The organism is Paenibacillus athensensis, assembly GCF_004514475.2.
In the GTDB taxonomy this organism is placed as follows: domain Bacteria; phylum Bacillota; class Bacilli; order Paenibacillales; family NBRC-103111; genus Paenibacillus_AL; species Paenibacillus_AL athensensis.
The window spans coordinates 91,375-115,480 of the sequence record NZ_MYFO02000009.1; the positions used below are offsets into that span (position 1 = coordinate 91,375).

The following is a 24,106-nucleotide window of genomic DNA, read 5'->3' on the forward strand; positions in this document are numbered from 1 at the left end:
GAGGCCCATGATCGGCAAATCGACAGGAAGCCGGCGCACGGCGGCTGCCCGAAAAACGGCGGCGGCGGTGCGGCCCGGCGAGCAACAACCCCACAATGAAGCCCAAGGAGGCAGATCGACGATGAAAGAAGCATTGGGAATGATCGAAACAAAAGGATTGACAGGTGCCGTTGAAGCGGCGGACGCCATGGTGAAGGCTGCGAATGTTACGCTGGTTGGCAAAGTACTTACAGGCGGGGGTCTGGTGGCCGTTATGGTGCGCGGCGACGTAGGGGCGGTCAAGGCCGCTACGGAAGCCGGCGCGGAAGCGGCCCGCCGCATTGGCGACGTCGTATCTGTGCACGTGATCCCAAGACCGCACAGCGAAGTGGAGAGCATATTGCCGCAGGTGAAAGCGGAGTAATCCGCTAACCGGGCATATCGGACGAATAGCTTATGGAGCATGTGTTGGAGGATCAGATCCGGCGGCTGGTTGCCCGGCTCATTGACGAGCTGGGCGGGGCCGATACGCTTGTCCCGCGCCGCGCCGGACGTGAGCGGCCGCTCATTGCGGCCAATTGGAAAATGAATATGAGCCTGCAAACGGCCAACCGGTTTATCGACGGCTTGCAGCACGCGCCGTACGCGCATTGCCGCGTTGTCATTTGCCCGCCGTATCCGCTGCTGGCGCCGCTGGCCGCACGGCTTGAGCCGCTGCAGGTGGCGCTGGGCGCGCAGAATCTGCATGAAGCGCGTCAAGGGGCTTACACGGGTGAGGTACACGGCGAGCTGCTTGCCGAGCTGGGCTGCGCATACGTGCTGATCGGCCATTCGGAGCGCAGAGCGGCCGGCGAGGCTGCGCAGCGCGTGGCCCGCAAGCTGGCGCGCGCGCTGGAGACCGGGCTGACGCCCGTGCTCTGCATCGGCGAAACGCAGGCCGAACGCGACGCGGGCTTAACGGGCAGCGTGCTGCGAGAGCAGCTGTTGTCCGCGCTTGCCGATATCAAGACGGCGGCTCCCGACATCGTCATTGCGTATGAGCCCGTATGGGCGATCGGCACCGGCCGAACGGCGCTGCCGTCCGAGGCGCAGGAGACGCACCGTTATATTCGCGATGTGCTTGGCGAATGGCGGAGCTCCCGTCTTGCCGAGGAAATCCCGATTCTGTACGGCGGGTCCGTGCAGGCTCAGACCGTCGGCGAGCTTTGCGCCATGCCGGATATTGACGGGGCGCTTGTCGGCGGAGCGAGCCTGGCGGCGGACACGTTTGAAGCTATCATAACTGCGCTTCAGAAGGGGTAAGGGACATGAAAAAAACAGTCGTATTGGGATGTGACCACGGCGGGTTCGAGCTGAAGGAAGACGTAAAGGCGTATCTGGCAGAGCTTGGATACCCGCTCGTCGATTTCGGCTGCTACGATAAACAGGCTGTCGATTACCCGGATATCGCCTTTCTTGTGGCCGAGGCCATTTCGACGAACGAGGAGTACGTCGGCTTGATGATCGACGGCGTCGGCATCGGCAGCACGATGGTGGCCAACAAGGTGCCCGGCGTGCGCTGCGCGCTTTGCTGGGATTTATCCACCGTGATCAACAGCCGCGATCACAACAATGCCAACATGCTGGCGATCGGCGGACAATTTCTCGGCAAGGGGCTGGCCCGGCAAATGGTGAAGACATGGCTTGAAACGCCGTTCTCCGGCGGCCGGCACGAGAAGCGCGTGACCAAAATTATGGAAGTCGAAAGCCGTTTCCTGAAACGGTTCAGGCAGGTGGAGCCATGTTCCTCGGACAAGTGATCGGCTCCGTAGTCTGCACGCAAAAGGATGAAAGCCTGACCGGCCTCAAGCTGCTGGTGGTTCAGCCGATGAAAAATGCGGCGACGCCTGCGGGCAAGCCGCTGGTGGCGATCGATACGATCGGCTGCGCCGGATATGGAGATTTGGTTTATTTGGCCAAAAGCCGCGAAGCGGGTCTGCCGCTTGGTTTGGAACTGGTGGCGGCGGACGCCGGCATCATGGGAATCGTCGACAATTATAACGCAACCACATAAATGGAGGTATCCGCTCATGAGCAACGCATTGGGAATGATTGAAACAAAAGGGATGGTCGGCGCGGTGGAAGCGCTCGACGCAATGGTAAAGGCTGCTAACGTAACCGTCGTCGGCAAGGTGCTCGTTGGCGGCGGTCTCGTATCCGTGCTTGTGCGCGGCGACGTAGGAGCGGTCAAGGCGGCTACCGACGCAGGCGCCGAAGCGGCCCAGCGGGTCGGCGAGCTGCTCGCCGTGCATGTGATTCCGCGTCCGCATGGCGATGTGGAGAAAATTTTACCGCAATCGATCCTCTAGGCAATGAAAATCGGCAAAGTGCTGGGCAACGTCGTCGCTACGGTCAAAACGGACAGCCATCGCGGCCTCAAGCTGATGGTGGTGCAAACGCTAGACGAGCGGGGAGAGCCGCATGCCGACCCGTTGATTGCCGTCGATTGCGCCCATGCCGGCATCGGGGACATCGTCCTGATCGTCGAGGAGGGCGGATCGGCGCGAGAAGTGATGCAGCGGCCCGATGGAGCCGTCGATGCGGTGATTGTAGGCATCATCGATTATTTGAACGAATTGAAAGAGCGGTAGAATGGAGTGGATCGCATTGGATGCGGAACAACTGATTGAGCAAATAACGAAAAAAGTGCTGGCACAAATAACGAACCAGCCGGGAGCCGTCAAGACATCCGTCGAAGCCGCCGCGTCTGGCGGAACGGCCGCCGCTTCCTGGCAGAAGACGCCGGTTATTACCGGGCCGGAGATCGCCCGTATGATCGATCATACTTTGCTGAAGCCGGAATGCACCAGAGACGATATCGTAAAGCTGTGCGCAGAAGCGAGAGAGCATCATTTTGCCACCGTTTGCGTGAATCCGTATTGGGTGCCGCTTGCGGCAAAGGAGCTTGCGGGCTCGCGGGTCGGCATTACGACCGTTGTCGGCTTTCCGTTAGGGGCGACAAGCTCCTTTGCGAAGGTAGCGGAAGCGCGTGACGCGATCGCAAGCGGGGCAACGGAAATCGACATGGTGCTGAACATCGGTGCGCTCAAGTCCGGCGACCTGAATGCCGTCAAGACGGACGTTGAGGCAGTCGTGCTCGCCTGCCGGGGACAAGCGGTGGTCAAGGTGATTTTGGAGACGGGGCTGCTGACGGACGAGGAAAAGCTGAAGGCCTGCTCGATCTGCAAAATGGCTGGCGCCGACTTCGTGAAGACGTCGACCGGCTTCGGACCGGGAGGAGCGACGCCGGAGGATATCGCCCTGATGCGCAAGGCCGTCGGCCCCGATATGGGCGTCAAGGCGTCGGGAGGCGTACGCGATCTCGACACCGCGCGCAAAATCGTCAACGCCGGAGCCAACCGCATTGGCGCGAGCTCCAGCGTGGCGATGGTGACGGGCGGCAAGGGTACGGGATATTAAGCGCAAATCGGTGCAGTCTGCCGCTTGAAGGCGGACTGGCTGTAAGAAGGATGTGCAAGCAGGCATAGTGACGTTCGCAAGAGCCGTCGTTATGCCTGCTTGCCGTATATGGCCTGATCGTGCCGCAAGGGAGGACGGGCCTTACATAAGGGGGGGCCGATGGAAAGAGAATTGGCAATGGAAGTAGTGCGTGTAACGGAGCTGGCTGCTCTGGCTTCCTCAAGCTGGATGGGCAGAGGCCGGAAGAATGAAGCCGATGCGGCGGCCACGGCGGCGATGCGAGCGATGTTCGATTCGGTTTCGATCAAAGGCCGGGTAGTCATCGGCGAAGGCGAAATGGACGAGGCGCCGATGCTGTATATCGGCGAGCCGGTCGGCAACGGGGACGGGCCCGAGGTGGACGTGGCCGTCGATCCGCTGGAGGGCACGGAGTTGGTTGCGCGCGGCCTGAATAATGCGCTGGCGGTGGTGGCGATTGCGGGCAAGGGGCGTCTGCTGCATGCGCCGGATATGTATATGGAGAAGCTGGCCTGCGGGCCGCTGCTCAAGGGGCGGCTTAGCCTGAACGATCCGCTGGAGACGACGCTCATGAAGGCGGCGGCGATTCTGAACAAGGCGATATCCGATCTGACGGTTACGATTCTCGATCGCGAGCGGCATGAGTCGCAGATCGAGGTGCTGCGCCGGGTGGGCGTGCGCATCAAGCTGCTGAGCGCCGGAGACGTCGCCGGCGCGATGGCCCCGGCCTTCCCGGAGTCGGGCATCGATCTGTACGTCGGCTCCGGCGGAGCGCCCGAGGGCGTGCTGGCGGCAGCGGCGCTGTCTTGCCTGGACGGCGAGCTGCTGGGGCGGCTCGCGCCATCGACGCCGGACGATCTGGAGCGATGCCGGGCGATGGGCTTGTCCGATCCGCTGCGGATCCTGACGATGGCGGACATGGTTGGCGACGGCGACGTGATTTTTGCGGCGACGGGCATCACGCCCGGCGACTTTCTTGGCGGCGTGACCTACCTGCCGGGTTACCGGGCCGAGACGCATTCACTGGTCATGCGCGCCAAAACAAAAACCGTACGCTACATCAAAGCGCGCCATTATTTGCCGAACAAGCCGTTTTTGTCCGAAGCGGCGCTGCTGTGAGCCTATAAGCAATCATCGAAGGAAAGGGCTGTTCCCGGTCATCGCGGATGACGGGGGGCGGCCCTTTGTCGTGCGCCGACTTTGACCGTTCCTTGAGCGAGCAGTTGGTCGAACCCGGGCGGTCCCTGCCCTGGCCGTGACCTGACCCCTTACTGAAACCATGACCAAAACATGACGGACAGTAACTAACGCCAACCGGGCTTTGGGTTTAGTATGAAAAGCAAGAAGACGCGAGCGGCCAAGCCGCAGCGGACTTGCCTTACAGGGAAGGAGGTGTGAAACGCCATGTGCAAGGAGGTACGAACAGTGAACGACCCGGCGGCTTGGCGGAGCCGATGACAGACTTGCAGTTAAGGCTGGAGCAGATTGCAGCCACGGCGCTGCTGTTTCCGGCAATGATCGAAGCGGCGGATGAAACGGACCAATGTACCGGCACCCGGCCGCCGGAGGAAGAGGATGCGTCGCCCAGCTCGAAAAGCAGCAAGGGCTCGGCCAGCATTTGCGCCGGCAGCGTGATTTCCGTCGTGTCCGGCATCTGCGACACACATCGCGACGACGTGCTGGATTCGACGCTGTTTGCCCAAGGCGCAGCCAATGCCAAATATCAGCGGGAAACGCAGACCAGCCAATGGTATGGCATCTACGTGCAAACGCTGGTGCTGCTCGGCTGGAACGTCGCCGGCTTCAGCTTTACGAAATGCGTGCGACTGCCGTCGCAATTCCAGTTGAGCAAGCAATTGCTCGGATTGACGTCCCGCGTATTGCCCGCGAGCTCGCAAGCTTTGCTGCTGCAAACGGTACAAACGCTCGGAGGCTTCAAAAGCTCCGGCCGCCACATGACCTTATTCGGACAAAATGCCGTTGCCGGCGGCTCCAGCAACTTTCAGCTTGGCGTCGTGCAAGAGTCCAAGCAGGACGAGATCAGCATGCAGATGACGGCCGTTCTTTTTCAAAGTGCCGGGTTGACCGACGATCTGCTGTTCCAGAGCTTTTCCGGCAGCAAGGCCAATCTGTACGAAGCGTCGCAGACGCTGGCGCTCGACGACAATACGTATGCGCAAATGCGTGACACGGTCAAGCAGCAGTTGGCCGGTCAGACGCAGCAAATGATTCTGTCGATTCCATTAGGCTAAACTGCTTACTGCGGTTACAAGCCAATAAACTTATTTCAGGAGGGAAATTACGATGACAACAACCAATATCGACGATATGCAAAAATGGATTGCCGACACGCCGCTTTCTATCCCGGATCTTTCGGGACTGGGCCTTGACGTCGACAGCACGGCAGTAGCCGACACGACTGCGGATGCGGCAGGTACAGCGCAAAGCAGTGGCTCGGGCAGCGATGGCGGCACAAGCGCCAGTGTCGACGGCGGCAGCGTCGTTTCATTCGTGGCCGGGGTGCAGGACCAGAACCGTCAGGATGTGCTGGATTCCACCTTGTTCGCACAGTTTGCCGCCAACGCGCAGTACAATCGGCAGACGCAGGCGCAGCAATGGTATACGGTGTATTTAAGCACGCTCGGGGCGCTGGCGTGGACGGTGCAAAGCTTTAATTTTCAGCAATATCAAGTGTCCAGCAGCTCGTTCAAGCTTGACGACGTTGTGCTTGACATCATGAAGGCGGCTTTTACGCAAGACGAATACGATGTGGTCAAATCGAGCATCGACGCGCTCAAAAAGCTCAAGGACGACGACGGCCGCATCAAGCTGTTCGGTCATAACGCCGTCAGCAGCAATGCCGGCAACTTCCAGATCGGCGCGGTCACCGAATCGAACGGCGCGATTGCCATGCACACGCTGGGCGCGTATTTCAGCTCGAAGGATTCCAATACGGACTTTTTGTTCGTCCACTATAAGGGGTCGGATACGAAAATTTTCAAAGGCGTGCAAGCGATGACGCTGAACCAAACCCTGTACGGCAACTATCGCAGCATGGTGCAGCAGCGCTTGGGCAGCAGCATCAAAAGCTTTATTCTCGACGTGCCGTTGTCGGCCGGCTAACCGCTCCGATTCGATTAGAGAGTAAGGAATTGCCCATAAAACTCATATAAAAAGGAGAATAAATCATGAAATTTTCGAAAATCTGCCAATGCCAGACGCCTGAGGGCAACAATATCGTCGTGAACATTTGCATCACCGACAGCGCTTGGGACAAATGCAACGCCGACACGCAAAACGCCACGAAGGAAATTCTCGGCAAGGAGCCGATTCCGCTGCTGGGACCTTCCGGCAAGGGTGACGGGATCAAAAACGAGGGCGGTCACTGGGTCGTGCATACGCCGACGAAGCAGCGTTTGTCCACCTCACAGGGCGTTAGCTGGGGGCAACTGCAATATGAAGGGCTGACGTTCGATTCGACGTACAATCATTAAGCTTTTTTCATCGATTATAAAAAAGCTGCGCGATGGCGCAGCGTTCGCAGCGGGAGCCCTCCTGCGCGGGTAGGGCCGTCAAGCAGCCGGCGCTCCCCGCGGGAAGCGCTCCCTGCGCGGCGTTTGCGGTCTGTCAGCCGCCGTAAGGCTGGCACCGCGCTCCGGGAGTCGCGCGCGGTGTGGGAGCGTTCGGGGGACGCCTAGCGGTGGCCGGCCTGTTGAAGCATCGCTTTGAGCAAGGCGATCGCTTTGAGCCGCTCGTTCGTTCCGAGCTTTTCGTAGATGACGCTAATGTAATTTTTCACAGTGCCTTCGGTGATGTACAGCTCGGCGGCGATTTCACGGTTGCTTTTGCGCTCGACAAGCCGTTCGATCACTTCGATTTCGCGCGGGGTGAATTCCGCTTCGAGCGGGGAGGGTGCAAACGGCGCGACCGCCGACAACTGCTGGAGACGTCCGGCGAGCTTGGCGGCAATGGTCGAGGTCAGCAGCAGCTCGCCGCGGTCGGCATCGCGCAGCACGGCGATCAGCTTGGCCGCAGGCAGGTCCTTGAGTAGATAACCGCTGGCCCCGTGGACGAGCCCCTCCACAATATAACGATCCTCGGAGAACGTGGTCAAAATGAGCACGAGCGTTTCCGGAAAATCGCGCTTGATCAGCCTTGTGGCGGCGATGCCGTCCATGACCGGCATTTGAATGTCCATCAGCACGATGCGCGGACGCCATTGACGGACCAGATTGTAGGCGTCTTCGCCATTGCCGCATACGCCAACAACCTCCATGTCGTCTTCGAGTCCGATCAAAGCGGTTAAACCGTCGCGCACCAGCGTCTGATCCTCGGCAATCACAATCGATATCTTGCTCATACGGTTACCTCCTTTGTAGTGGGATGCGAATGTCCAGCCGACAGCCCGCCGTTGGCGCGGTGCCTACGCTCAGGCTGCCCTGCCAGCTTTCGACCTGCCGTTTCATGGCGGATAAGCCGAAGCCAAGCCGCTCGGCCCGATACGGCTCGCCGTCGTTATCGAGCACGAACCCGATCTGCCCGTCCTGCTGCTTGAGCTGCAGCCGGAAGCGGCGGCAACGACCGTGGCGAATGCCGTTTGTCAGACCTTCCTGCAGAGCGTGCAGGAGCAGTTGCTCCAGCTCGGAGCGCAGCGGCTCGGTAAGCGGCTCCAGCTCATGCTCGATCGTGACGTCGGCGTAGCGCTCGGTGTCTTGAATCAGCTTGATCAACGCGGAAAAAAGATCGAGCTGCAGCTCCTGCTCGTGCAGGGTATGGACAGATTGGCGCATTTCGCGTAATCCTTGCCGGACGAGCCCGGCCACAAGCTGGAGCCTGTCGCGGGCGGCGTCCAAATTCTTGTCGAGCATATGCAGGCCGGCTTCCATTTGCACAATCGAAGCGGTTAGCGTATGGCCGACCTGATCGTGGATGTCGCGGGCGATGCGATTACGTTCTTCGAGCACAGACAGCTCGGACATCGCTACGGCCGTTGCTTCCATCATGCGTTTAAGCTTGTCCGTGCGGACGGTCAGCTCGCGCTCCAGCGAGCGATTCCATTGCGCCAGCCGCAGGTGAAGATCAATGCGGGCCAGCAGCTCCTGCTTATCGGCGGGCTTCAGCAGATAATCGTTGGCACCCAGCTCGAACGCAGTCGTCAGGTCGGCAATCTGACTTTTGGCCGAGAGGAAGATCACCGGCAGCTCGCTGAAGCTGTGCGCGTTGCGGATCTGGCGGCATAGCTGGAAGCCGGAGATGTGCGGCATCATGATGTCGAGCAGCACAATGTCCGGAGCGAAGCCGTTTTGCAGCCAGCGCAGCGCTTCCTGCGGCCGCGTTGTTTCGATGACGCGGTAGCGGCCGTGCAGGAAATGAACGAGCACCTGCACGTTAATCGGGTCATCGTCGACGACCATGACCGTCGGCAGCTGCTCGTCGGCTGCGTCATGCGCTGCCGCAGGGGCGTCGGCCGGGCCGGCGTCTGGGCGCAGCGGCGCGTCGGCGGGCATCGTCGGCCAGCCGGGCGGCGCGCTCGCCCCAGGCGGCTGCGTGGCGCTGCCGCCTGGGGCGAGCGGGGGCTGGTCCGCCGCAATTGCGCCGCCCACCGCGTCCGCGCCCCGCGCCGCTGCCCCCGCGCCCTGCGCCCCCGCAACTGTGCCGCCCGCCCCCGCCCCCGCGCCCCGCGCCACCGCGCCCCGCGCCGCCGCCGCCGCGCCCCGCGCCGCCGCCGCCGCGCCCCGCGCCGCCGCCGCCGCGCCCCGCGCTACCGCGTCCGCGCCGTCCGCTGCCAGCCGTTCCACGGCCGGCAGCGTAAACGTAAACGCCGCGCCTTCTCCCGGCGCGGAGCTTACGCGAATCTCGCCGCCGTGGAGCTCGACGAGCTGCCGCGTGATCGTCAGCCCGATGCCGGTGCCGCCGTAGCGCTCCATCGTGCCGTCAAGCTGCTCGAATGAATCGAAGATCCGGCTTTGATCCTCGGCTGCAATACCGATGCCGGTATCCACGACGCGGACAAGCACCTGCTTCTCCAGCCGCTGCGCCGACAGCTCAATCGAGCCTGCTTCGGTAAATTTGATCGCGTTGCCGAGCAAATTGTGGAAGATTTGCTGCACCCGATCCTCGTCGGCATAGACGAGCAGGCCGGCGGGAATGCGGTTGACGAGCAGCAGCCCTTTTTTGGCCGCAAGCGGTCCGAGCAGCAAGACGACCAGCTCCGCTGCTTGCGCCAGGTCTACGGCAACGGGCCGCAGCTGGAGGTCGTTATTTTTGATTTTAGCAAAATCAAGAATGTCGTTGACCAGATGAGACAACCGTTTGCCGCTGACGGTCATCAGCTGGAGCATTTGCGCGGCCGGAGCCGGCAAAGGTCCGTGTACGCCTTCGAGCAGCGATTCGCCCAGTCCAATCATGCCGACAAGCGGGGTGCGCAATTCGTGCGAGGTTTTGGCCAGAAACTCGTCCTTGAGCTTGTCCAGCGACAGCAGCCGTTCGGAGAGGCGTTCGGCCTGCGCGTACGTTTTGGCAAACTTCAGCGACAGAATGACCGATTGCAGAAAAATAACAACCAGCACGCCGTGCTGCAGCAGCGTGGGCGTTTCGATCAGGCTCAGCCGCTTGACGGTATCGTTGAGCGAGACCGTCAGCAGGACGAGAAAACCGACGATGAACAGCCATGCGCCGTCCTGGCGGTCGCGCGTTGCCCGAAAGGCGGTGTAAATGCCGTAAAGGAGCAGGAAGGCCGTATATGCTTCAAAAATCGGCAGGCTGCGGTCGTACCACGAGATGTCGGCGAACACGGTCAACAGCGTCAGCCCGACGCTGAGCCAGCGCGAGACCTGCAGCACGCGGCGCGAGAAGTAGGCCGGAAACAGATGATAGATGAAAGAAGCGATAAAATATAACGCTACATACACAGTCAAATAGGATAGCTTGCCAAACCAAACCCATGAGAAATCGGGATACAGGTCCAGCAAGAACCGCGAGTTGACCAGCAGCGTGCGCACGGCGATGCACAGACAGAAGCAGGCAAAGTAGAGCGGAGATACGTCCTTGCGCCGCAGCAGGTAGAGGATCAGGTGATAGATCGTCATGATGACCAGCGCCCCGAAGACGAAGCTGTCCTGCATGACCTCGTTTTGCTTCATTTGCCGCAGCTGCTGCGTCGTGCCGAGCAGCAGGGCGTTGTTGATGCCGCCTCGCGGATAGCTGAAATTGGCGACCTGGATGACCAGCTCCAGACGCGGACCGGGATCGCCGAGATCGACAACGGCCGAAGGAGCGAAGCGGGGAACGGTTGAAGCCGCAGTCGTACCTGGTTGACCGATCGTGTACAGCCGCTTTCCGTTGACCCACAGCGCCGCAGAGGAATAAATATTGCGCAGCTTCAGGCTCAGCGGCTGATCCCCATTGTAGTTCGTCACCACAAGCCTGTAGGTTGCGAAGCCGAAATCGGGCAGCGGCTGTCCGTCCACGCGATATTTCCGCCAAAAGGAAGGAACGGCGAAAAGCCCCGTGCGTTCCGGCGCCGACGAGGCGAGAAAATCGCGGGGCTCCAGCAGCCGCCCCCAGATCAACTCCCAGCCGTCGTCGAGCTCAAGGAGGCTGCCTGCTGCTGCATCCCAGCCGGACACATCCAGCGTTCCGTTGATGGGAGCCGGTGTCGCGGCGCTGGCCGCAGATGAACCGCTTTCCGTCAACAGGGCTGCAGACAGCATTGCACATATAAATAGAAACGTAATCCAACCGCCAGTCCGCTTCATCATGGGCGTCCGGACGATCAGGGCTTGATGAAGCAGCATTCGCCCAGAGACGCCCCGCTGATCAGCTTGACGCTGCCGGCCGGCGTGAAATCCTTGGGCTCATAGTCGTTGGGCGGCCTGTCTTCGCTGAGCAGTCCCATCTGGATATAGGTGGCGGCCAGCAGCTTGCTGCAAAAGAAATCCTTGTACGAGGTCTTGATCCCGACCTTGCCGGCAAGCACCTCGGCGTACATGCGGGCCGTTCCCGGAAATTCAGCTTCATATACTTCTCTGAAAAAAGCGTTCATCGCCTCCAGCATGGCCGGCGTGCGCTCAACCTGCAGCTTGCGGATCCCGAACAACGTGTCCGTATCATTCGAGACATCGGTGGAAATCCGGTCGATCAACCGGACCAACTGTGGCCCCGGGGCCGTATCGTGAAATCGAACGTCCTGTAAATTGTCGGCAGAGGTCGATTCCCAGATCAGAATTTCTTCGGCGTCCAATCGCACGACCATAGCGACATGCGACCATTCGCAATCCTCCAGCTTTTCGATCCGTTCGCTGCCCGTCACAATGCCGTGGCAAAACAGCAGATCGCCCGTTTGCAGTTCCCCCGCAATTTGTTCGTAGGTATAGCTCGGAATAGCCATCGTCAACCCTCCCAGGAATAAGCGAAGCTGATCATTTGTCTAGTAAAACTATCAAAATATTGCTACTTTTCTAATACTGTACGAATCTAAAATATTTGTCAAGAACCGCAGAATTAGCGGGAAAATGGCTGATTTTTGCAGATAAACCTCAACATTCTGGCTGTTTTTGCGCCGATGGCCCGCGCACTCTAGCTTAATCCGGTTTGTGGTAGTATACTTTTTGAAGAAGATTTTGGTTATAATATTGGTTATAATGAAGAGTAACTAAACAAAGTGGAGGAATCATTACAATGACAAAAGAGCTTTCCTACGAATCGTCCGGGGTGAATATCGATGTGGCCGACGCCGCGAAGCGGGAAATGGCGGGCAGCATGGAAACTTCGGATACGCGTGTTTTAAATAGACCGGGCGCGTTTGCGTCACTGTTTGAAGCGAAATTCGAGGGCGTTGAGAATCCGGTGCTGGTGCTCAAGGCCGAGGAGCCGGGCTCCAAGCAGCTGCTGGCGTTCCAGCATGACAAAGTCGAGGGCGTCTGCTACGACCTGATTAACCATCTGGTGAACGACATTATCGTGATGGGCGCGAAGCCGGAAGTGGTGCTGGACATTATTTTGTGCGGCAAAATGGAAAAGGATATCGTCGTGCGCATTGTGGACGCGATCTCCAAAGCGTGCCGCGCTCAGGATTGCCAGCTGATCGGCGGCGAAACGTCCGAGCAGCCGAAGGTGCTGCCGGCCGGCGGTTATATGTTGAACGCCAGCGTGCTCGGCGTGGTCGACAAATCGAAGATCATCGACGGTTCTGCGATCAAGAAGGGCGACGTGGTGCTGTCGATCGCCTCCAACGGTCTGCATACGAACGGCTACTCGCTGGTCCGCAAACTGATGGAGGAGCGTCCGGAGATTTTGAACGAAACTGTGGATGGCGATTCGTTCATCGACGCGATCCTGCGTCCGCACCAATGTTATTATCAGCCGCTGAAGGAGCTGTTCCCGACCGGCAAGATTCACGGCTTGGCCCACATTACTGGAGGCGGCGTCGAGGGCAACCTCAACCGCATCCTGCCGGAAGGGCTTTCGGCAGCCGTCGATTTGAGCCAAATCGAAGTGCTTGAGCTGTTCAAGCTGATCAAGCGCTACGGCGGCGTGAACGACAAAGACATGATGCGCACATTTAACATGGGCGTAGGCATCGCGCTCGTGGCCGACCCGGCCGATATTCCGGCGATTTCCGCTCATCTGACGGCCAACGGCTGCGCAGTGAACCCGATCGGCCAAATCGTCGACGGCGACCAGACGGTAACGTTTACCGGCGAGCTGCGTTACTAGGCGAGTCGACACTGGCGGCAACGCGGGGAACGGACCCGCGCCGCTGCTCATCAGAACCTCAAAAAAACCTGCTTTGACCCGCGCAGCCGCGGTGATCAAAGCAGGTTTTTTCGGTTCGGGCGGGCTCAGGCTTCCGCCGCCGACGCTTCGCCGTCAGCCAACGGCTCGGCCAAATATTGGTGATAAAAGCTCGTAAATTGCTCCGACGGCATCGGCTTGCCGATATAGTAGCCTTGAATAAAGTCGCAATCCAAGCTGCGCAGATTGTCGAGCTGCTGATGAATCTCCACGCCCTCTGCCGTTACAGACAGGCCGAGGCTGTGCGACATCGCAATAATCGCTTTGACGATCGCGGCGTTCTCGTCGTCTTCGGTCATATCGCGGATGAACGACTTGTCGATTTTGACCGTATGAACGGGCAGCCGTTTGAGCACGCCAAGCGAGGAATAGCCGGTGCCGAAGTCGTCAATGGCGATATGGATGCCCATTTCGACCAGCTCGCTGAGCATTTGCACGCTGCGCTCGATGTTGCGGATGGCCGTCGTTTCGGTAATTTCCAGGCATAGATGGGCCGGAGCGACGCCGGTCTCGGCCAGCACCTCCTTGACCATTTGCACGAAATTGTCCATATGGAACTGCTGGGCGGAAATATTTACGGAAATAATCATCGGCGGCAATCCGCTGCCGAGCCATTCCTTGACCTGCAGGCAGGCCTGGCGCAGCACCCACGTTCCAATTGGCACAATCAGCCCCATCTCCTCGGCCAGCGGGATGAAATCCATCGGCGGAATCATGCCCTTGTCCGGCGAATGCCAGCGGATCAGCGCTTCAATGCCGAAAAACCGTCCCGTGCGCAAGTCAATTTGCGGCTGGTAGTGCAGCGAAAATTCGCCGCGTTCAATCGCTTTACGCAAGCTGTTCTCCAGCTCAAACCGCTGAAGCGCTTTGGAGCTGAGATCGGGCGTGTAGATTTCCACCTGACCGCGGCCGTTTTCCTTGGCAGTATACATCGCGATATCGGCGTATTTGATCAGCGAATCGGCGTTTGTTGCATGGTCTGGATACAAGCTGACGCCGATGCTGCCGGAAATGCGAATCTCCTGGTCTTCGAGCAGGAAGGGTGCGTTCAGGTTGGTAAGGATGCGTTCGGTAATTTTGCTCATTTCCCGCAGGTCGTGCAGATGAGTCAGCAAAATGATGAACTCGTCCCCGCCAAGCCGGGCGATCGTGTCGCATTCGCGCACGCTGATATTGAGCTTTTGCGCCACATGCTGCAGCAGCTTGTCGCCGGCTTGATGGCCCAGTGTATCGTTGATGTTCTTGAACCGATCGAGGTCAATCAGCAGGACAGCCAGCTTGAATTTGTAGCGGTTGGACTGCGACATGCACAGATCGAGCCGCTTGTGAAACAGCAGCCGGTTCGGCAGACCTGTCAAGGCGTCGTGGTAGGCGAGCTGCGTGATTTTCTGCTCGTCTTCCTTTTTGGCGGTAATGTCCGTGACAGACCCGATCATGCGGATCGGCTTGCCCGAATCGTCGCGAACCGCGTCGCCGGCGAGGAACAGCCACTTGATTTGCCCGTCGGCGACCAGAAAGCGCAGCTCGATATGAAACGGAACGTTGGATTTGTAATGCGCCTCCAGCGCTTGCACGAACAGCGGGTAGTCGTCTTCGTGAATCATCGATAGCAGCACGTTGGGATTGGAGGTGTCGGGTATCGGCAGATCGCCGAAAATGCTGCGCACCCGCGAATTCCATTCCACCTTATTGCTGACCAGATCCCAGTCCCAAATGCCGTCGTTGGTCGTACGCGAGACGATTTCCAATTGCTCGGCGATGGTGCGGATGCGATTGAACAGCGATTCCCGTTCCAGCGCTGCGGACAGAATCGTATAGCTATGCCGGGCGATATCGCCGGAAAACAAGCGATTCAGCCGGTTTTTAGGGCCGACGAGCGCCAGAAAGCCCCATTCGTGTTCCTCCGAAATAACCGGATGCAAAATAATATGATCCGCGCCTCCGTCCAGGGTGGAGGCTGGCAAATAATCGATCGGCGGGAACGACTCCAGCCGGCAGCGCGCGCCAATGGGCGGCGTCGGGTCCTGATGCTGGCTGAACGTCTGATGAATAATCAGATGACGGCCCCCGCCGTCCTCGTCGTCCTCCCACAGCGCCAGACAGCCCCAATGGCATTCGTTCCAGAACAAATTCGCGAAGTCGATTTTTTCGCCGGAGGTGGCCTGAACCAGTCCTTGTACAAGCATGTAGTTGTTAATCGACATGCGGTTGAGCGACGCCTGATGCTCCAGCAGCTTTTTCTTCAGGGAGCTGTAATCCTCCTGCGGAAACAGGTCCGGCGCATGGTCGCAGCCGCACGAAGCGCGTACGATCAGCTCGGCGGGCAGGCGAATCAACGAGTTGGCGTGCACATGGCCGTCGAGCATGCGAAAAAGCAGCTCCATCGCCGTCCGCGACAGCTCCGGGAACGATTGGCGCACCGTGGTGAGCGGGATGCTGTGCGTGGCGGCTTGGTCCATATCGTCGAAGCCGACGACGGCCAGATCGCCCGGCAAGCGCCAGCCTTGCGCTTCAACCGCATCCATAAAGCCGATGGCGTTCATATCCGTTCCGGCAGCCAGTGCGGTGAACGCAACTCTGCGCTTGAGCAGCTCGCGGGCGGCCCACTCGCCGCCTTCGATGCCGTTGTCCGTCAGCTCCACGATCAACTCCTCGCGCAGTGGCAGTCCGCGCTCAGTCAAAGCGTCGCGATAGCCGGCGAACCGTTCGCGCAGCTCGTACTGGCCCAGCCAGCCGATGAAGGCGATCTCGCGGTGCCCGTGGTCGATTAGATGCAAGACGGCGCTTTTCATCCCGCCGTAATTATCGATCATAACCGAATGGCACGGGATGCTTTCCAAGTGATAACCAAGCGATATGACCGGCTTGCCGGTTTGGCCCAGCACCTGGAGCACCTCTTTCGTGGCGCATTCCAGAATCAGAATCCACGCATCAACGTGGTCCATCGCGACCGGATAGGTCATTGTGTAGTCGAGCCGATGCTCAATGACTGTCTGCAACGCGAACATTTGCGCGCCGTGTTCTTGAATGACCGTGTGTACGGTCTCGACGATTTTGCCGAAGTACTCCCCGTCCAAATAGGGAGCCATTACCCCGATGCGATATGGTTTGCTCATGGCTCAATCCCTACTTTCCTGATTGCATGCTCCCGATGCTCTGATAATAAAAGATTCCATAAGCGGAGAAGAGAATCCTCCTTTGTTGAAGCTGCGGGCAAGCCAATATCAGGAAAGCCCCCGACGAACGCCCGAGGGGGCGACAGCGGAGGCTTGAAGGAGGCGGGTCACGCCTCTATTGCAAGGGCTTCTCGTAAATCAGCACGTCGAAGCCGTCGATTTGCGCTGGCCCCTTGGGGGCGTAGCCGTTATTTTGAAATAATTTTTGTGCGCCGTACTGGTTGACCAACGTGTCGAGGTACAGCTGGCGGATGCCCAGCTCGCGGGCCCGTTCCTCCAGCCGCGACAAAATCATTTGCCCGTAGCCCAGCTTCTGATAATCGGGGTGAACGCGCAGGCGCTTGATTTCGGCACGGCCATCGCCGAGCAGCTTCAGCCCACCTATGGCAAACACGGTGCCGTTCTCGCCTGTGCCGACGAGAAATTCGCCGCCCGGCTTCAAATACTCCTCGTCGATGTTCAGAATGTCGTGGTAGTGCTTGTGCGTCGGCTCCACGCCGGCTTCGGCAATGACGAGCAAATGCACGCGCCACACATCGTCATGGTCTACGGTTGAATATCGGCGGATATGAATCATGAGCAATTCCCCCTAAACGTAAAATGGATGATGCCAGATTCTCGCTGAAAAGATAGCTATAAATGTAATATAACCTAACATTTATCGATCATCAAATAACTTTTTCTTATAGAATAAGCGGAAAATGTATATAAATATCGTATTACGATATAAAATTAGTGAATTTAATGTAATAATACATGACATAAATAAACGAAAAACACGCAAGCCCGATGTAATCCGGTGCTTGCGTGCTTGAAAGCCGTTGCTTCGGAAGAAGCGGCTTGTCCGTCCGTTACCAAATGTCCGCGGCCGCTGCTCCCCGGCGGGATCGCGCGGTCGCCTGCGCTGCCGCCGCCGGCGTCTCGCTGCGCATGCGCTGCTTGAATTCCTTGGGCGAAATTTGATTATGGCGCTTGAACAGCTTGTAAAACTGCGCCATATTGGCGATGCCGACCTCGTAGCTCACCTCGATAATGCTCAGGTCGCCGGTAAGCAGCAGGCGCTCGGCTTTTTTGATCCGCTTGTAGTTGACGTAGTCGACGAACGACATGCCCATCACTTTTTTGAAATACTTGATAAAGTAATGGTAGCTGAGGTTGAGCAGCTTGCAGACATCCTCCACGGCGATTTTGTCGCCAAGCTGGCGGTCGATATAGTCCAGCGCCGGACGCAGCCGGTTCAGGCCGCTTTCCTCGCCGGAGCTTTCCAGCAGGCCGCGCGAATCGTTGCGCATGAGCAGCAGCAGCAGCCGTTTGATCGCTGCGCCGATAGCCAGCTCATATCCGGGCAAACGCGTTTGAGATTCGTTGAATATTTCCATAATAAGAGCGTGGCCCTCGCTCCGGGCTGCCGTGTTTTCCTGGAAAATATAGTTGATCTGCTCCAGCGGCCGCGTCAGCTCAGAGAAGCTGTGCAGGTACGGCATCGTGCTCAGATCGAAATGCTGGGCGAGATCAATTTGAAAAACGACGTAGCGCAGCGGTCCGGGATGATGCTTGTAGGTCCGGTGCAACTGGGAGGAGCCCAGCACGCGCACGTCGCCGGCCGACAGGACGCTGAAATCGTTTTTGGTTTGCAGCGCAAGCTCGCCTTCGATGAGCGCCAGAAACTCCACCTGCTCGTGGTAATGCCACGGCCACGGCTCGGGCAGCCCGGCCGCGGGCGCAGCGACGTTCATTTCCCAGATTTTGAGAAACAGCAGCGGGTTCTGGTACACCACTTCTTCTTTGATCGGTTCGGTTCCGGCTGCTTGCAGTGTCCGCATGCTGAATCACCTCGTTACGAAAGCATTTTACCTATCCAGTCGAAGTATATCACGTTTTGACCTGCAGGACACTTTTGCATAAGAAGTCGGCAGGATCGGGCATAGTTTTCCCAAGCCGGGGTGCTATACTCGAAGCATGAAGCAAGAGCGACTTGCGAATCGAATATACGGAGGGAATTACACGATGACTCAGAAGCTGCGCGTTACTGTATGGAATGAATACCGCCACGAAAAGGAAAGCGACATCGTCCGCGAGGCTTACCCGCAAGGCATTCACACGGCGATCGGCGAAGGGCTGGGCGAGAACGTCGAGGTGGCTTACGCGACGCTGGACGATCCTGAGCACGGCTTGAGCGAGGAGCTGCTGAACCGGACCGATGTGCTGATCTGGTGGGGCCACAAGGCGCACGACGAGGTGCAGGACTATATTGTCGACCGCGTTCAGCAGCGTGTTCTGCACGGCATGGGGCTGATTGTGCTGCATTCCGGTCACTTCTCGAAGGTATTCAAGCGGCTGATGGGCACGGGCTGCGATCTGAAATGGCGCGAAGCGGACGAGAAGGAGCGCATCTGGGTTGTAGCGCCGAACCATCCGATCGTCGAGGGCGTGGGCGAATATATCGAGCTGGAGGCCGAAGAGATGTACGGCGAGCATTTTGACATCCCGGCACCGGACGAGCTGATCATGGTCAGCTGGTTCGAAGGCGGCGAAGTGTTCCGCAGCGGCTGCACGTTCTCGCGCGGCCAAGGCAAAATCTTCTATTTCCGTCCCGGCCACGAAACGTACCGTACGTACTATAACGAACAGATTCGCCGCGTGATCCGCAACGCCGCTCATTGGGCCGCGCCAACGACGCGCGAATATCCGAAATACGGCAATCATCAGCCGCTCGAAGCGATCAAGGGCCGCGGGCACGCCTGATTAGTCCGCTTTGCCGAAAACGCCTGTCTCCGCCAAGCCGGAGGCGGGCGTTTTTTTTGCGCGCTGCGCCGCTTCCCGCGCCTGCGGGAGCCAAGCGCTTTCGGCGGCTTGCGGCTCTATTTTCCCCTATCGGCTGGAGTTTACATTTATAGTAGTTTGATGTAGTATGATTTTGGTTCGCAAACCATAGATGGGAGACATTCAACCGGTCATGAAAGCTGCGAAATACGTCGTGCTATATGTGCTGCTGCTGCAATTTTTAATTCCCTACCTCGTACCCGCCGATGTGCTGTACGGCTATCGGATCAACTATCCGATTTTTCAAAACAACGTTAATAACTATGATGTCGTGCTCCAGCAGATCAAGATGGAAATCGACCGCGACAAGCTCAAGGATTATGTGATCATTCTCGGCGACTCGGTCGCGTTCAGCTCCCCGGGCGATTCGCAGAATGCGATCAACAAATATATGGAGGATTTTGCCCTGCCGTCGTCCAAGCCGCCCGTCCGCATCTTTAATCTTTCGATGCCGGCGATGCAGACCGGGGATTTGTACACGCTGCTGCTGATGCTGGACGAGTTCGGCATCTCGACCGACAATTTGATGCTAAATGTGCGCTATTCCGGCTTCACGGCGCGCAATCCCGATCCGCCGGCCGTCTTTTGGCTGGCCGATTCGCTGCAGCGGCTGGACAAGCCGAGCTTCGAGCGGGTCAAGAACCAGTTGGAGATTAACGGCAAATACAAGGAGCAGCCGAACTGGGTGCTGAAGCTGCATCCGTTTTTGGCCAATCATGTGCTGACGCACGTGTCGCTGTTCCGCTACAAGGACGTTATGCTCCAGGAGGGCAAGCTGCTGTATGCGCGTTATGTCAAAGGCGAGAAGGAGCAGTCCGATGCCATCGGGGATCCGCGGAGCTGGCGGGAGAAGGAAGGGCTGCGCGGCTTCCTGGAGAAGCCGGAGTACCTGAACGGGTTTAATCCGCAGCCGTTTGATATGAGCGAAAACAATCCGGACGTCTACTTCTGGGACCGGATCATCGACCACCAGCAGGGGACCAAGACGCTGGTCTTCCTGACGGGCGTGAACGAGGAACTGATGAAGCCGGAGTTCGACAAGCCGGGCTACGCGGCCAATTTGCGCGCGATCGACGCGTTTTTTGCCGCCAAGCCGGTTGGCTATGTGAATCTGCAGGGCCGTATTGACGAGAAGCTGTTTACCGACCACACCCATTACACGGGCGAGGGCTATAAGGAGCTGGCCAAGCTCGTGTGGGATAAGTGGCAAAGCATGGACCGGACCTCTTCGGGATCAGGCGAAGCAAGCTCGAAGGAGGCGAAATAGATGCTGTTCCACACACCGGAGTTTTTTGTGCTGCTGACGGTCATTCTGATTTTGTATTACGCGATGCCCAAATCGCGGATTGTCATTATGGCGCTGGCGAACGCCGTGTTTTATGCGGCAACGGGAGCGGCGTATTTCGTGCTTTTTTTCGGGATCGTTTCGCTGGTGTACGCGCTGTCGCGGCAATTGCATAGCAAGTACGGCAAGCTGGTGTACGGCCTTTCGCTGGTCATCGTCATCGGCAACCTGGCGTTTTTCAAATATTCGTTATTTGCGCTGCATAATGTCGAGCGGGCGCTGGGCATCCAGTGGCTGGCGATGGACTCCTTTCTGGCGAAGGTGGCGCTGCCGATCGGCATTTCCTTTTACACGTTCCAGTTGATCGCGTATCTGGTCGATGTGCGCAAGGGCAAGCTGCAGCCCAGCCGCTCGTGGATTGAGTTCTGGGTGTTCATCTCGTATTTCGCCCATTCGCTGGCCGGACCGATTTTGCGGGGAAGCGATTTTCTGCCGCAGCTTGAGCGTGTGGCCGAAATCCGCTTCTCGCCGTCGCGCTTCAAGCTGGGCCTGGCTTATCTGTGTATGGGTCTGGTCAAAAAAGTCGTGCTGGCCGACTGGATCACGCCTTATGCCGACAGCTTCTTCGCCAAAGGCGCGGCGATGAGCGGCGGCGAAGCTTGGGTCGCGGCGTATTTGTTCGCGTTCCAGATCTATTTCGATTTCTCCGCGTACAGCGAGATGGCGGTCGGTATCGGCTATATGATGGGCGTGCGCCTCGATCTGAACTTCAAGACGCCATATTTGAGCGGCAGCGCAACCGAATTCTGGCGGCGCTGGCATATCACGCTGTCGAGCTGGATTCGCGATTACATCTACATTCCGCTGGGCGGCTCGCGCAAGGGAGAAATCCGCCAATACGCCAACCTCGTCGCGGCGATGGCTATTTCGGGGCTGTGGCATGGCGCGGCGTGGACGTTCGTCGTGTGGGGGCTGTTTCACGGCGGCTTGCAGGTTGCCCATAAAATGTACACCGGCCTGCTCGGCAAGCTGGGACTCGGCAAGCTGCCGGAATTCCGCTTATACCGCTGGCTGACGATTGCGGTGTTCTTTCACCTCGTCTGCATCAGCTGGGTGCTGTTCCGCGTAGAGGGCATTCGCACGGCCTTGCATCTGATCAAAAAAATGCTGCTGCTGCCGCAGCTCAGTTTTGCCGGCTTGGCGCCGTATCTGGCCGTTGCCGCGGGACTGTTCCTGCTCCATATCGCGGAATACAACGTGCGCAAGCGCGCAGGGACGATTTCAATTTACTGGCACCGCTACGTACCGGCTTTTCTGCGCGGCGCGGTGTACACGGCGTTTATCGTCGCGGTCATTCTGATGATGAAATCAGGTCAAAACAATTTTATTTATTTCAAATTTTAAAAGTCCGGTGAAAAACCAGTGTCCTCCGGTCGATAGCGGTTTCCACTCGCTGTTGTAGCCGAATTTTTCGATGGAATGACCCCGTTTGGGGTGAAAATCCGTCTACAAAGGCGACCGCTGACGCTGTTCCAACTCCCTATCGACTCTCCGGCCACTTTTTCACCAGACTTCTAAAACGATAGTAAGCAGCCGGCGCCGGCTGCTTTTTTTCTCGTCGTCGCTCACGCAACCTTCGCCTGCTCCTGCGCGTCTATATCATTCGATAGACGATCTACATAGGCACAGAGAGGAAGAATCGGGAGTGAAGAGCAAGCTAATCAAATGGATATCGACCGCGGCGCTGGGCTCCGCGCTGCTGGCCGGGACGCTGCCTGTCACGGCGGCGGGAGCTGCCGGCAGCTACGCCCACGTTCTGGTATATGCGGAACGCACGACGGCGTTTATTGGCGACCGCAAGGTGGAGATGAGTCTGCCGGCGACCTTGTTAAAGGGCCGGATGTACGCGACCGCCGAATTTCTCGGCGAAGCGTTCGGATTTCCTGTCGTTTGGGACCCGGCGACCGGCAGGGTAACGATGCAGCTGCCCGGCCATACGCTGGTCCTCGATGCAGTTGGTCGTACGATCGAAGCTGACGGAACGGCTGTGCCGTTTGATTCGGCAGCCGCCGTGGTGCGCGGCCAGCTGCTGGTTCGCGTGACGTGGATTGCCGATTATCTGGGTGCGACCTATGCGTACAATGACGAGCTGCGCAAGCTGGAGCTGGTTCCGGGCAAAGCGGCGCTTGGGGAAGCCCATACGAAGCCGGTGGCCAAATTCGCATTGTCCAAGCCGGTTTACCGGATCGGCGAGCCGATCGTATACAGCGATTTGAGCTACGATCCCCAAGGGGGCAGCATCACTTATTTGTCGTGGACAGGCAAGCAGGAGGCGTTCTTCAAAGCCGGGCAATATCCCGTCTCGCTTGTGGCGACCAATCAGAGCGGAGAGCGCAGCGCTCCCTACACCGCGACCGTAACGGTCGAGGACAAAATCTACATGTCCGAATTTGAGTATCCGTTTTATTTCAAGCCGGTTGGCGAAACAATTCCGACGGACTGGTCGTACATCTGGAACAACTTCGACAACATTCCCGTGCTGCCCAAGACCGTCACGCAGGATACGAGCCGCAAGCTGCTGGTCAGCGACAGCCCGGAGGAGTTTACGGAGCAAGGCGTGCTGTATCGCGATGTGATCAACGGAAAAGCGCGGCTGTATGCCGATCACATCAATGCCAGCGGCAAGCCGATGACGTTTGCGATTGTCGCCAAAAACAACGAAGACCAGCCGGTCAAGCTGGTCACTACGGGCAAAGGCGAGGTGTGGCCGTCAATTTACGCCCTGCTGCTGGGCAGCGAAGCGTCGGTCGATTTCCTGCGCAGCCGGGGAACGCTAAACGAAACGGTGACGGTGCCGCCGCACCAGACGATCGTGTATCGGCAAATGCCGGTTTTTTACCCGAATCAGGGTACGAACGTCATTTACGATGTCGAAACCGACGGCGAGCTGGAGATGTCGTTTGTCGCGGTCGACAAGCTGAACGCCTATACGCTGGGCACGCTGCCTGACCTCAGCTCGCCCAAGCATGTGCGCGGCACGTTTCCGTTGTCCAGCGTCAGCTGGGACATGGAAGCGAACGGCTTTACCAAGCCGGTGAAAATCGTGATCGGCGACGGCAAGACAAGCGATCCGTTCCTGCCGGGCTTCGATGCGATGCGCGGCAAGGAGACGAGCAACTTCGGCAATTGGGGCGTCGACTATAAGCTGCATCTGAACCGTCCGCGTGCCATGACGCTGATGCTTGTTGCCAAAGGCGGCTACTTCAAGGGGCCGCTGCGCATCAACGGCGCGATGCGCGTTGTGCCGCAATCCGGCTTGCTGACGGCGTTTGGCGGCATGCAAATTCTCGCCCGCACCAACGGCACCGAGGAGGCGCTGGATATCGAGTTCACGCCGCCGGCCGGCTCCTCGTTCCCGATTGATCTGGTCATGTATCCGCTGTCTGCGCTGCCGGAATAGTCGGCGGCCGCGGACTGGCCAGATTGCTGCTCAAGAACGATGGTTAAGCGAAGCGATGGTGCGCCGCTCCCGTACGGAGCGGGCTCTCAGCCCCCTGGGCGAGCGGCCCGC

Annotated in this window: 22 protein-coding genes; 16 read left to right on the forward strand and 6 right to left on the reverse strand. The window is 58.5% G+C overall.

The features are described from left to right. Nucleotides 1-121 precede the first annotated feature (121 nt). From B5M42_RS16760 to B5M42_RS16810, 11 genes are all read left to right on the forward strand, one after another. Nucleotides 122-403 (forward strand): BMC domain-containing protein, encoded by a 282-nt coding sequence (locus tag B5M42_RS16760; RefSeq protein WP_134754122.1) that lies wholly within the window; start codon nucleotides 122-124, stop codon nucleotides 401-403. A 32-nt stretch (nucleotides 404-435) separates the two neighbouring features. Next, nucleotides 436-1,281 carry a triose-phosphate isomerase gene (gene tpiA, locus B5M42_RS16765; protein WP_134754090.1) on the forward strand — a complete coding sequence of 282 codons (846 nt, stop codon included), beginning with the start codon at nucleotides 436-438 and terminating at the stop codon, nucleotides 1,279-1,281. Nucleotides 1,282-1,286: 5 nt separating this feature from the next. Next, entirely contained in the window at nucleotides 1,287-1,778 is a 492-nt protein-coding gene (rpiB, locus tag B5M42_RS16770; RefSeq protein WP_134754092.1) for a ribose 5-phosphate isomerase B, read from the forward strand. Then, nucleotides 1,760-2,032: a EutN/CcmL family microcompartment protein gene (locus B5M42_RS16775; protein WP_134754094.1), complete on the forward strand. Its 273-nt coding sequence runs from the start codon at nucleotides 1,760-1,762 to the stop codon at nucleotides 2,030-2,032. Before rpiB ends, B5M42_RS16775 begins: the two co-directional genes overlap by 19 nt. Before the next feature lie 16 nt (nucleotides 2,033-2,048). Next, on the forward strand, nucleotides 2,049-2,327 hold the full coding sequence (locus B5M42_RS16780; protein WP_134754096.1) for a BMC domain-containing protein: 279 nt from the start codon (nucleotides 2,049-2,051) through the stop codon (nucleotides 2,325-2,327). Between the two features lie 3 nt (nucleotides 2,328-2,330). Continuing rightward, complete coding sequence (locus B5M42_RS16785; RefSeq protein WP_134754098.1) at nucleotides 2,331-2,609, forward strand: EutN/CcmL family microcompartment protein; 279 nt, start codon at nucleotides 2,331-2,333, stop codon at nucleotides 2,607-2,609. Nucleotides 2,610-2,790: 181 nt separating this feature from the next. Next, nucleotides 2,791-3,438: a deoxyribose-phosphate aldolase gene (deoC, locus tag B5M42_RS16790; protein WP_230632971.1), complete on the forward strand. Its 648-nt coding sequence runs from the start codon at nucleotides 2,791-2,793 to the stop codon at nucleotides 3,436-3,438. Between the two features lie 159 nt (nucleotides 3,439-3,597). Next, entirely contained in the window at nucleotides 3,598-4,575 is a 978-nt protein-coding gene (glpX, locus tag B5M42_RS16795; protein WP_134754102.1) for a class II fructose-bisphosphatase, read from the forward strand. Nucleotides 4,576-4,850: 275 nt separating this feature from the next. After that, nucleotides 4,851-5,708 (forward strand): hypothetical protein, encoded by an 858-nt coding sequence (locus tag B5M42_RS16800; protein ID WP_134754104.1) that lies wholly within the window; start codon nucleotides 4,851-4,853, stop codon nucleotides 5,706-5,708. Between the two features lie 52 nt (nucleotides 5,709-5,760). After that, nucleotides 5,761-6,579, forward strand: coding sequence for a hypothetical protein (locus tag B5M42_RS16805; RefSeq protein WP_134754106.1), 819 nt, complete (start codon nucleotides 5,761-5,763; stop codon nucleotides 6,577-6,579). 65 nt (nucleotides 6,580-6,644) lie between these two features. Continuing rightward, nucleotides 6,645-6,950: a hypothetical protein gene (locus B5M42_RS16810; protein ID WP_134754108.1), complete on the forward strand. Its 306-nt coding sequence runs from the start codon at nucleotides 6,645-6,647 to the stop codon at nucleotides 6,948-6,950. Between the two features lie 200 nt (nucleotides 6,951-7,150). Here the strand turns inward: B5M42_RS16810 and B5M42_RS16815 are convergent, their stop codons facing one another. The 3 genes from B5M42_RS16815 to B5M42_RS16825 are packed head-to-tail and all read right to left on the reverse strand — an operon-like array spanning nucleotide 7,151 to nucleotide 11,845. Then, nucleotides 7,151-7,816 (reverse strand): response regulator transcription factor, encoded by a 666-nt coding sequence (locus tag B5M42_RS16815; RefSeq protein WP_134754110.1) that lies wholly within the window; start codon nucleotides 7,814-7,816, stop codon nucleotides 7,151-7,153. 4 nt (nucleotides 7,817-7,820) lie between these two features. Continuing rightward, nucleotides 7,821-11,252, reverse strand: a complete 3,432-nt coding sequence (locus B5M42_RS16820) for an ATP-binding protein (protein ID WP_230632958.1) — start codon at nucleotides 11,250-11,252, stop codon at nucleotides 7,821-7,823. Beyond that, the gene (locus B5M42_RS16825) at nucleotides 11,231-11,845 is read right to left on the reverse strand and encodes a hypothetical protein (protein ID WP_134757112.1); all 615 of its coding nucleotides are present in this window, start codon (nucleotides 11,843-11,845) and stop codon (nucleotides 11,231-11,233) included. Before B5M42_RS16825 ends, B5M42_RS16820 begins: the two co-directional genes overlap by 22 nt. Before the next feature lie 290 nt (nucleotides 11,846-12,135). Between B5M42_RS16825 and purM the strand changes: the two genes are divergently transcribed. Continuing rightward, nucleotides 12,136-13,173: a phosphoribosylformylglycinamidine cyclo-ligase gene (gene purM / locus B5M42_RS16830; protein WP_134757110.1), complete on the forward strand. Its 1,038-nt coding sequence runs from the start codon at nucleotides 12,136-12,138 to the stop codon at nucleotides 13,171-13,173. A gap of 125 nt (nucleotides 13,174-13,298) precedes the next feature. Here purM and B5M42_RS25595 read toward each other — a convergent pair whose 3' ends face one another. The 3 genes from B5M42_RS25595 to B5M42_RS16855 all read right to left on the reverse strand — a co-directional run bounded on the left by B5M42_RS25595 (nucleotide 13,299) and on the right by B5M42_RS16855 (nucleotide 18,250). Beyond that, nucleotides 13,299-16,367, reverse strand: coding sequence for an EAL domain-containing protein (locus tag B5M42_RS25595; protein WP_134757108.1), 3,069 nt, complete (start codon nucleotides 16,365-16,367; stop codon nucleotides 13,299-13,301). Between the two features lie 175 nt (nucleotides 16,368-16,542). Then, entirely contained in the window at nucleotides 16,543-17,004 is a 462-nt protein-coding gene (locus tag B5M42_RS16850) for a GNAT family N-acetyltransferase (protein WP_134757106.1), read from the reverse strand. 274 nt (nucleotides 17,005-17,278) lie between these two features. Then, the gene (locus tag B5M42_RS16855; RefSeq protein WP_134757104.1) at nucleotides 17,279-18,250 is read right to left on the reverse strand and encodes a helix-turn-helix domain-containing protein; all 972 of its coding nucleotides are present in this window, start codon (nucleotides 18,248-18,250) and stop codon (nucleotides 17,279-17,281) included. 184 nt (nucleotides 18,251-18,434) lie between these two features. On the opposite strand from B5M42_RS16855, the gene B5M42_RS16860 reads away from it, so the two are divergent. The 4 genes from B5M42_RS16860 (at nucleotide 18,435) to B5M42_RS16875 (ending at nucleotide 23,995) form a co-directional block, all read left to right on the forward strand. Continuing rightward, nucleotides 18,435-19,172, forward strand: a complete 738-nt coding sequence (locus tag B5M42_RS16860) for a ThuA domain-containing protein (RefSeq protein WP_134757102.1) — start codon at nucleotides 18,435-18,437, stop codon at nucleotides 19,170-19,172. 211 nt (nucleotides 19,173-19,383) lie between these two features. Continuing rightward, entirely contained in the window at nucleotides 19,384-20,517 is a 1,134-nt protein-coding gene (locus tag B5M42_RS16865; protein WP_134757100.1) for a hypothetical protein, read from the forward strand. Further along, nucleotides 20,518-21,939 (forward strand): MBOAT family O-acyltransferase, encoded by a 1,422-nt coding sequence (locus tag B5M42_RS16870; RefSeq protein WP_134757098.1) that lies wholly within the window; start codon nucleotides 20,518-20,520, stop codon nucleotides 21,937-21,939. Nucleotides 21,940-22,240: 301 nt separating this feature from the next. Then, entirely contained in the window at nucleotides 22,241-23,995 is a 1,755-nt protein-coding gene (locus tag B5M42_RS16875; protein ID WP_167690296.1) for a copper amine oxidase N-terminal domain-containing protein, read from the forward strand. The last annotated feature ends 111 nt before the right edge of the window (nucleotides 23,996-24,106 follow it).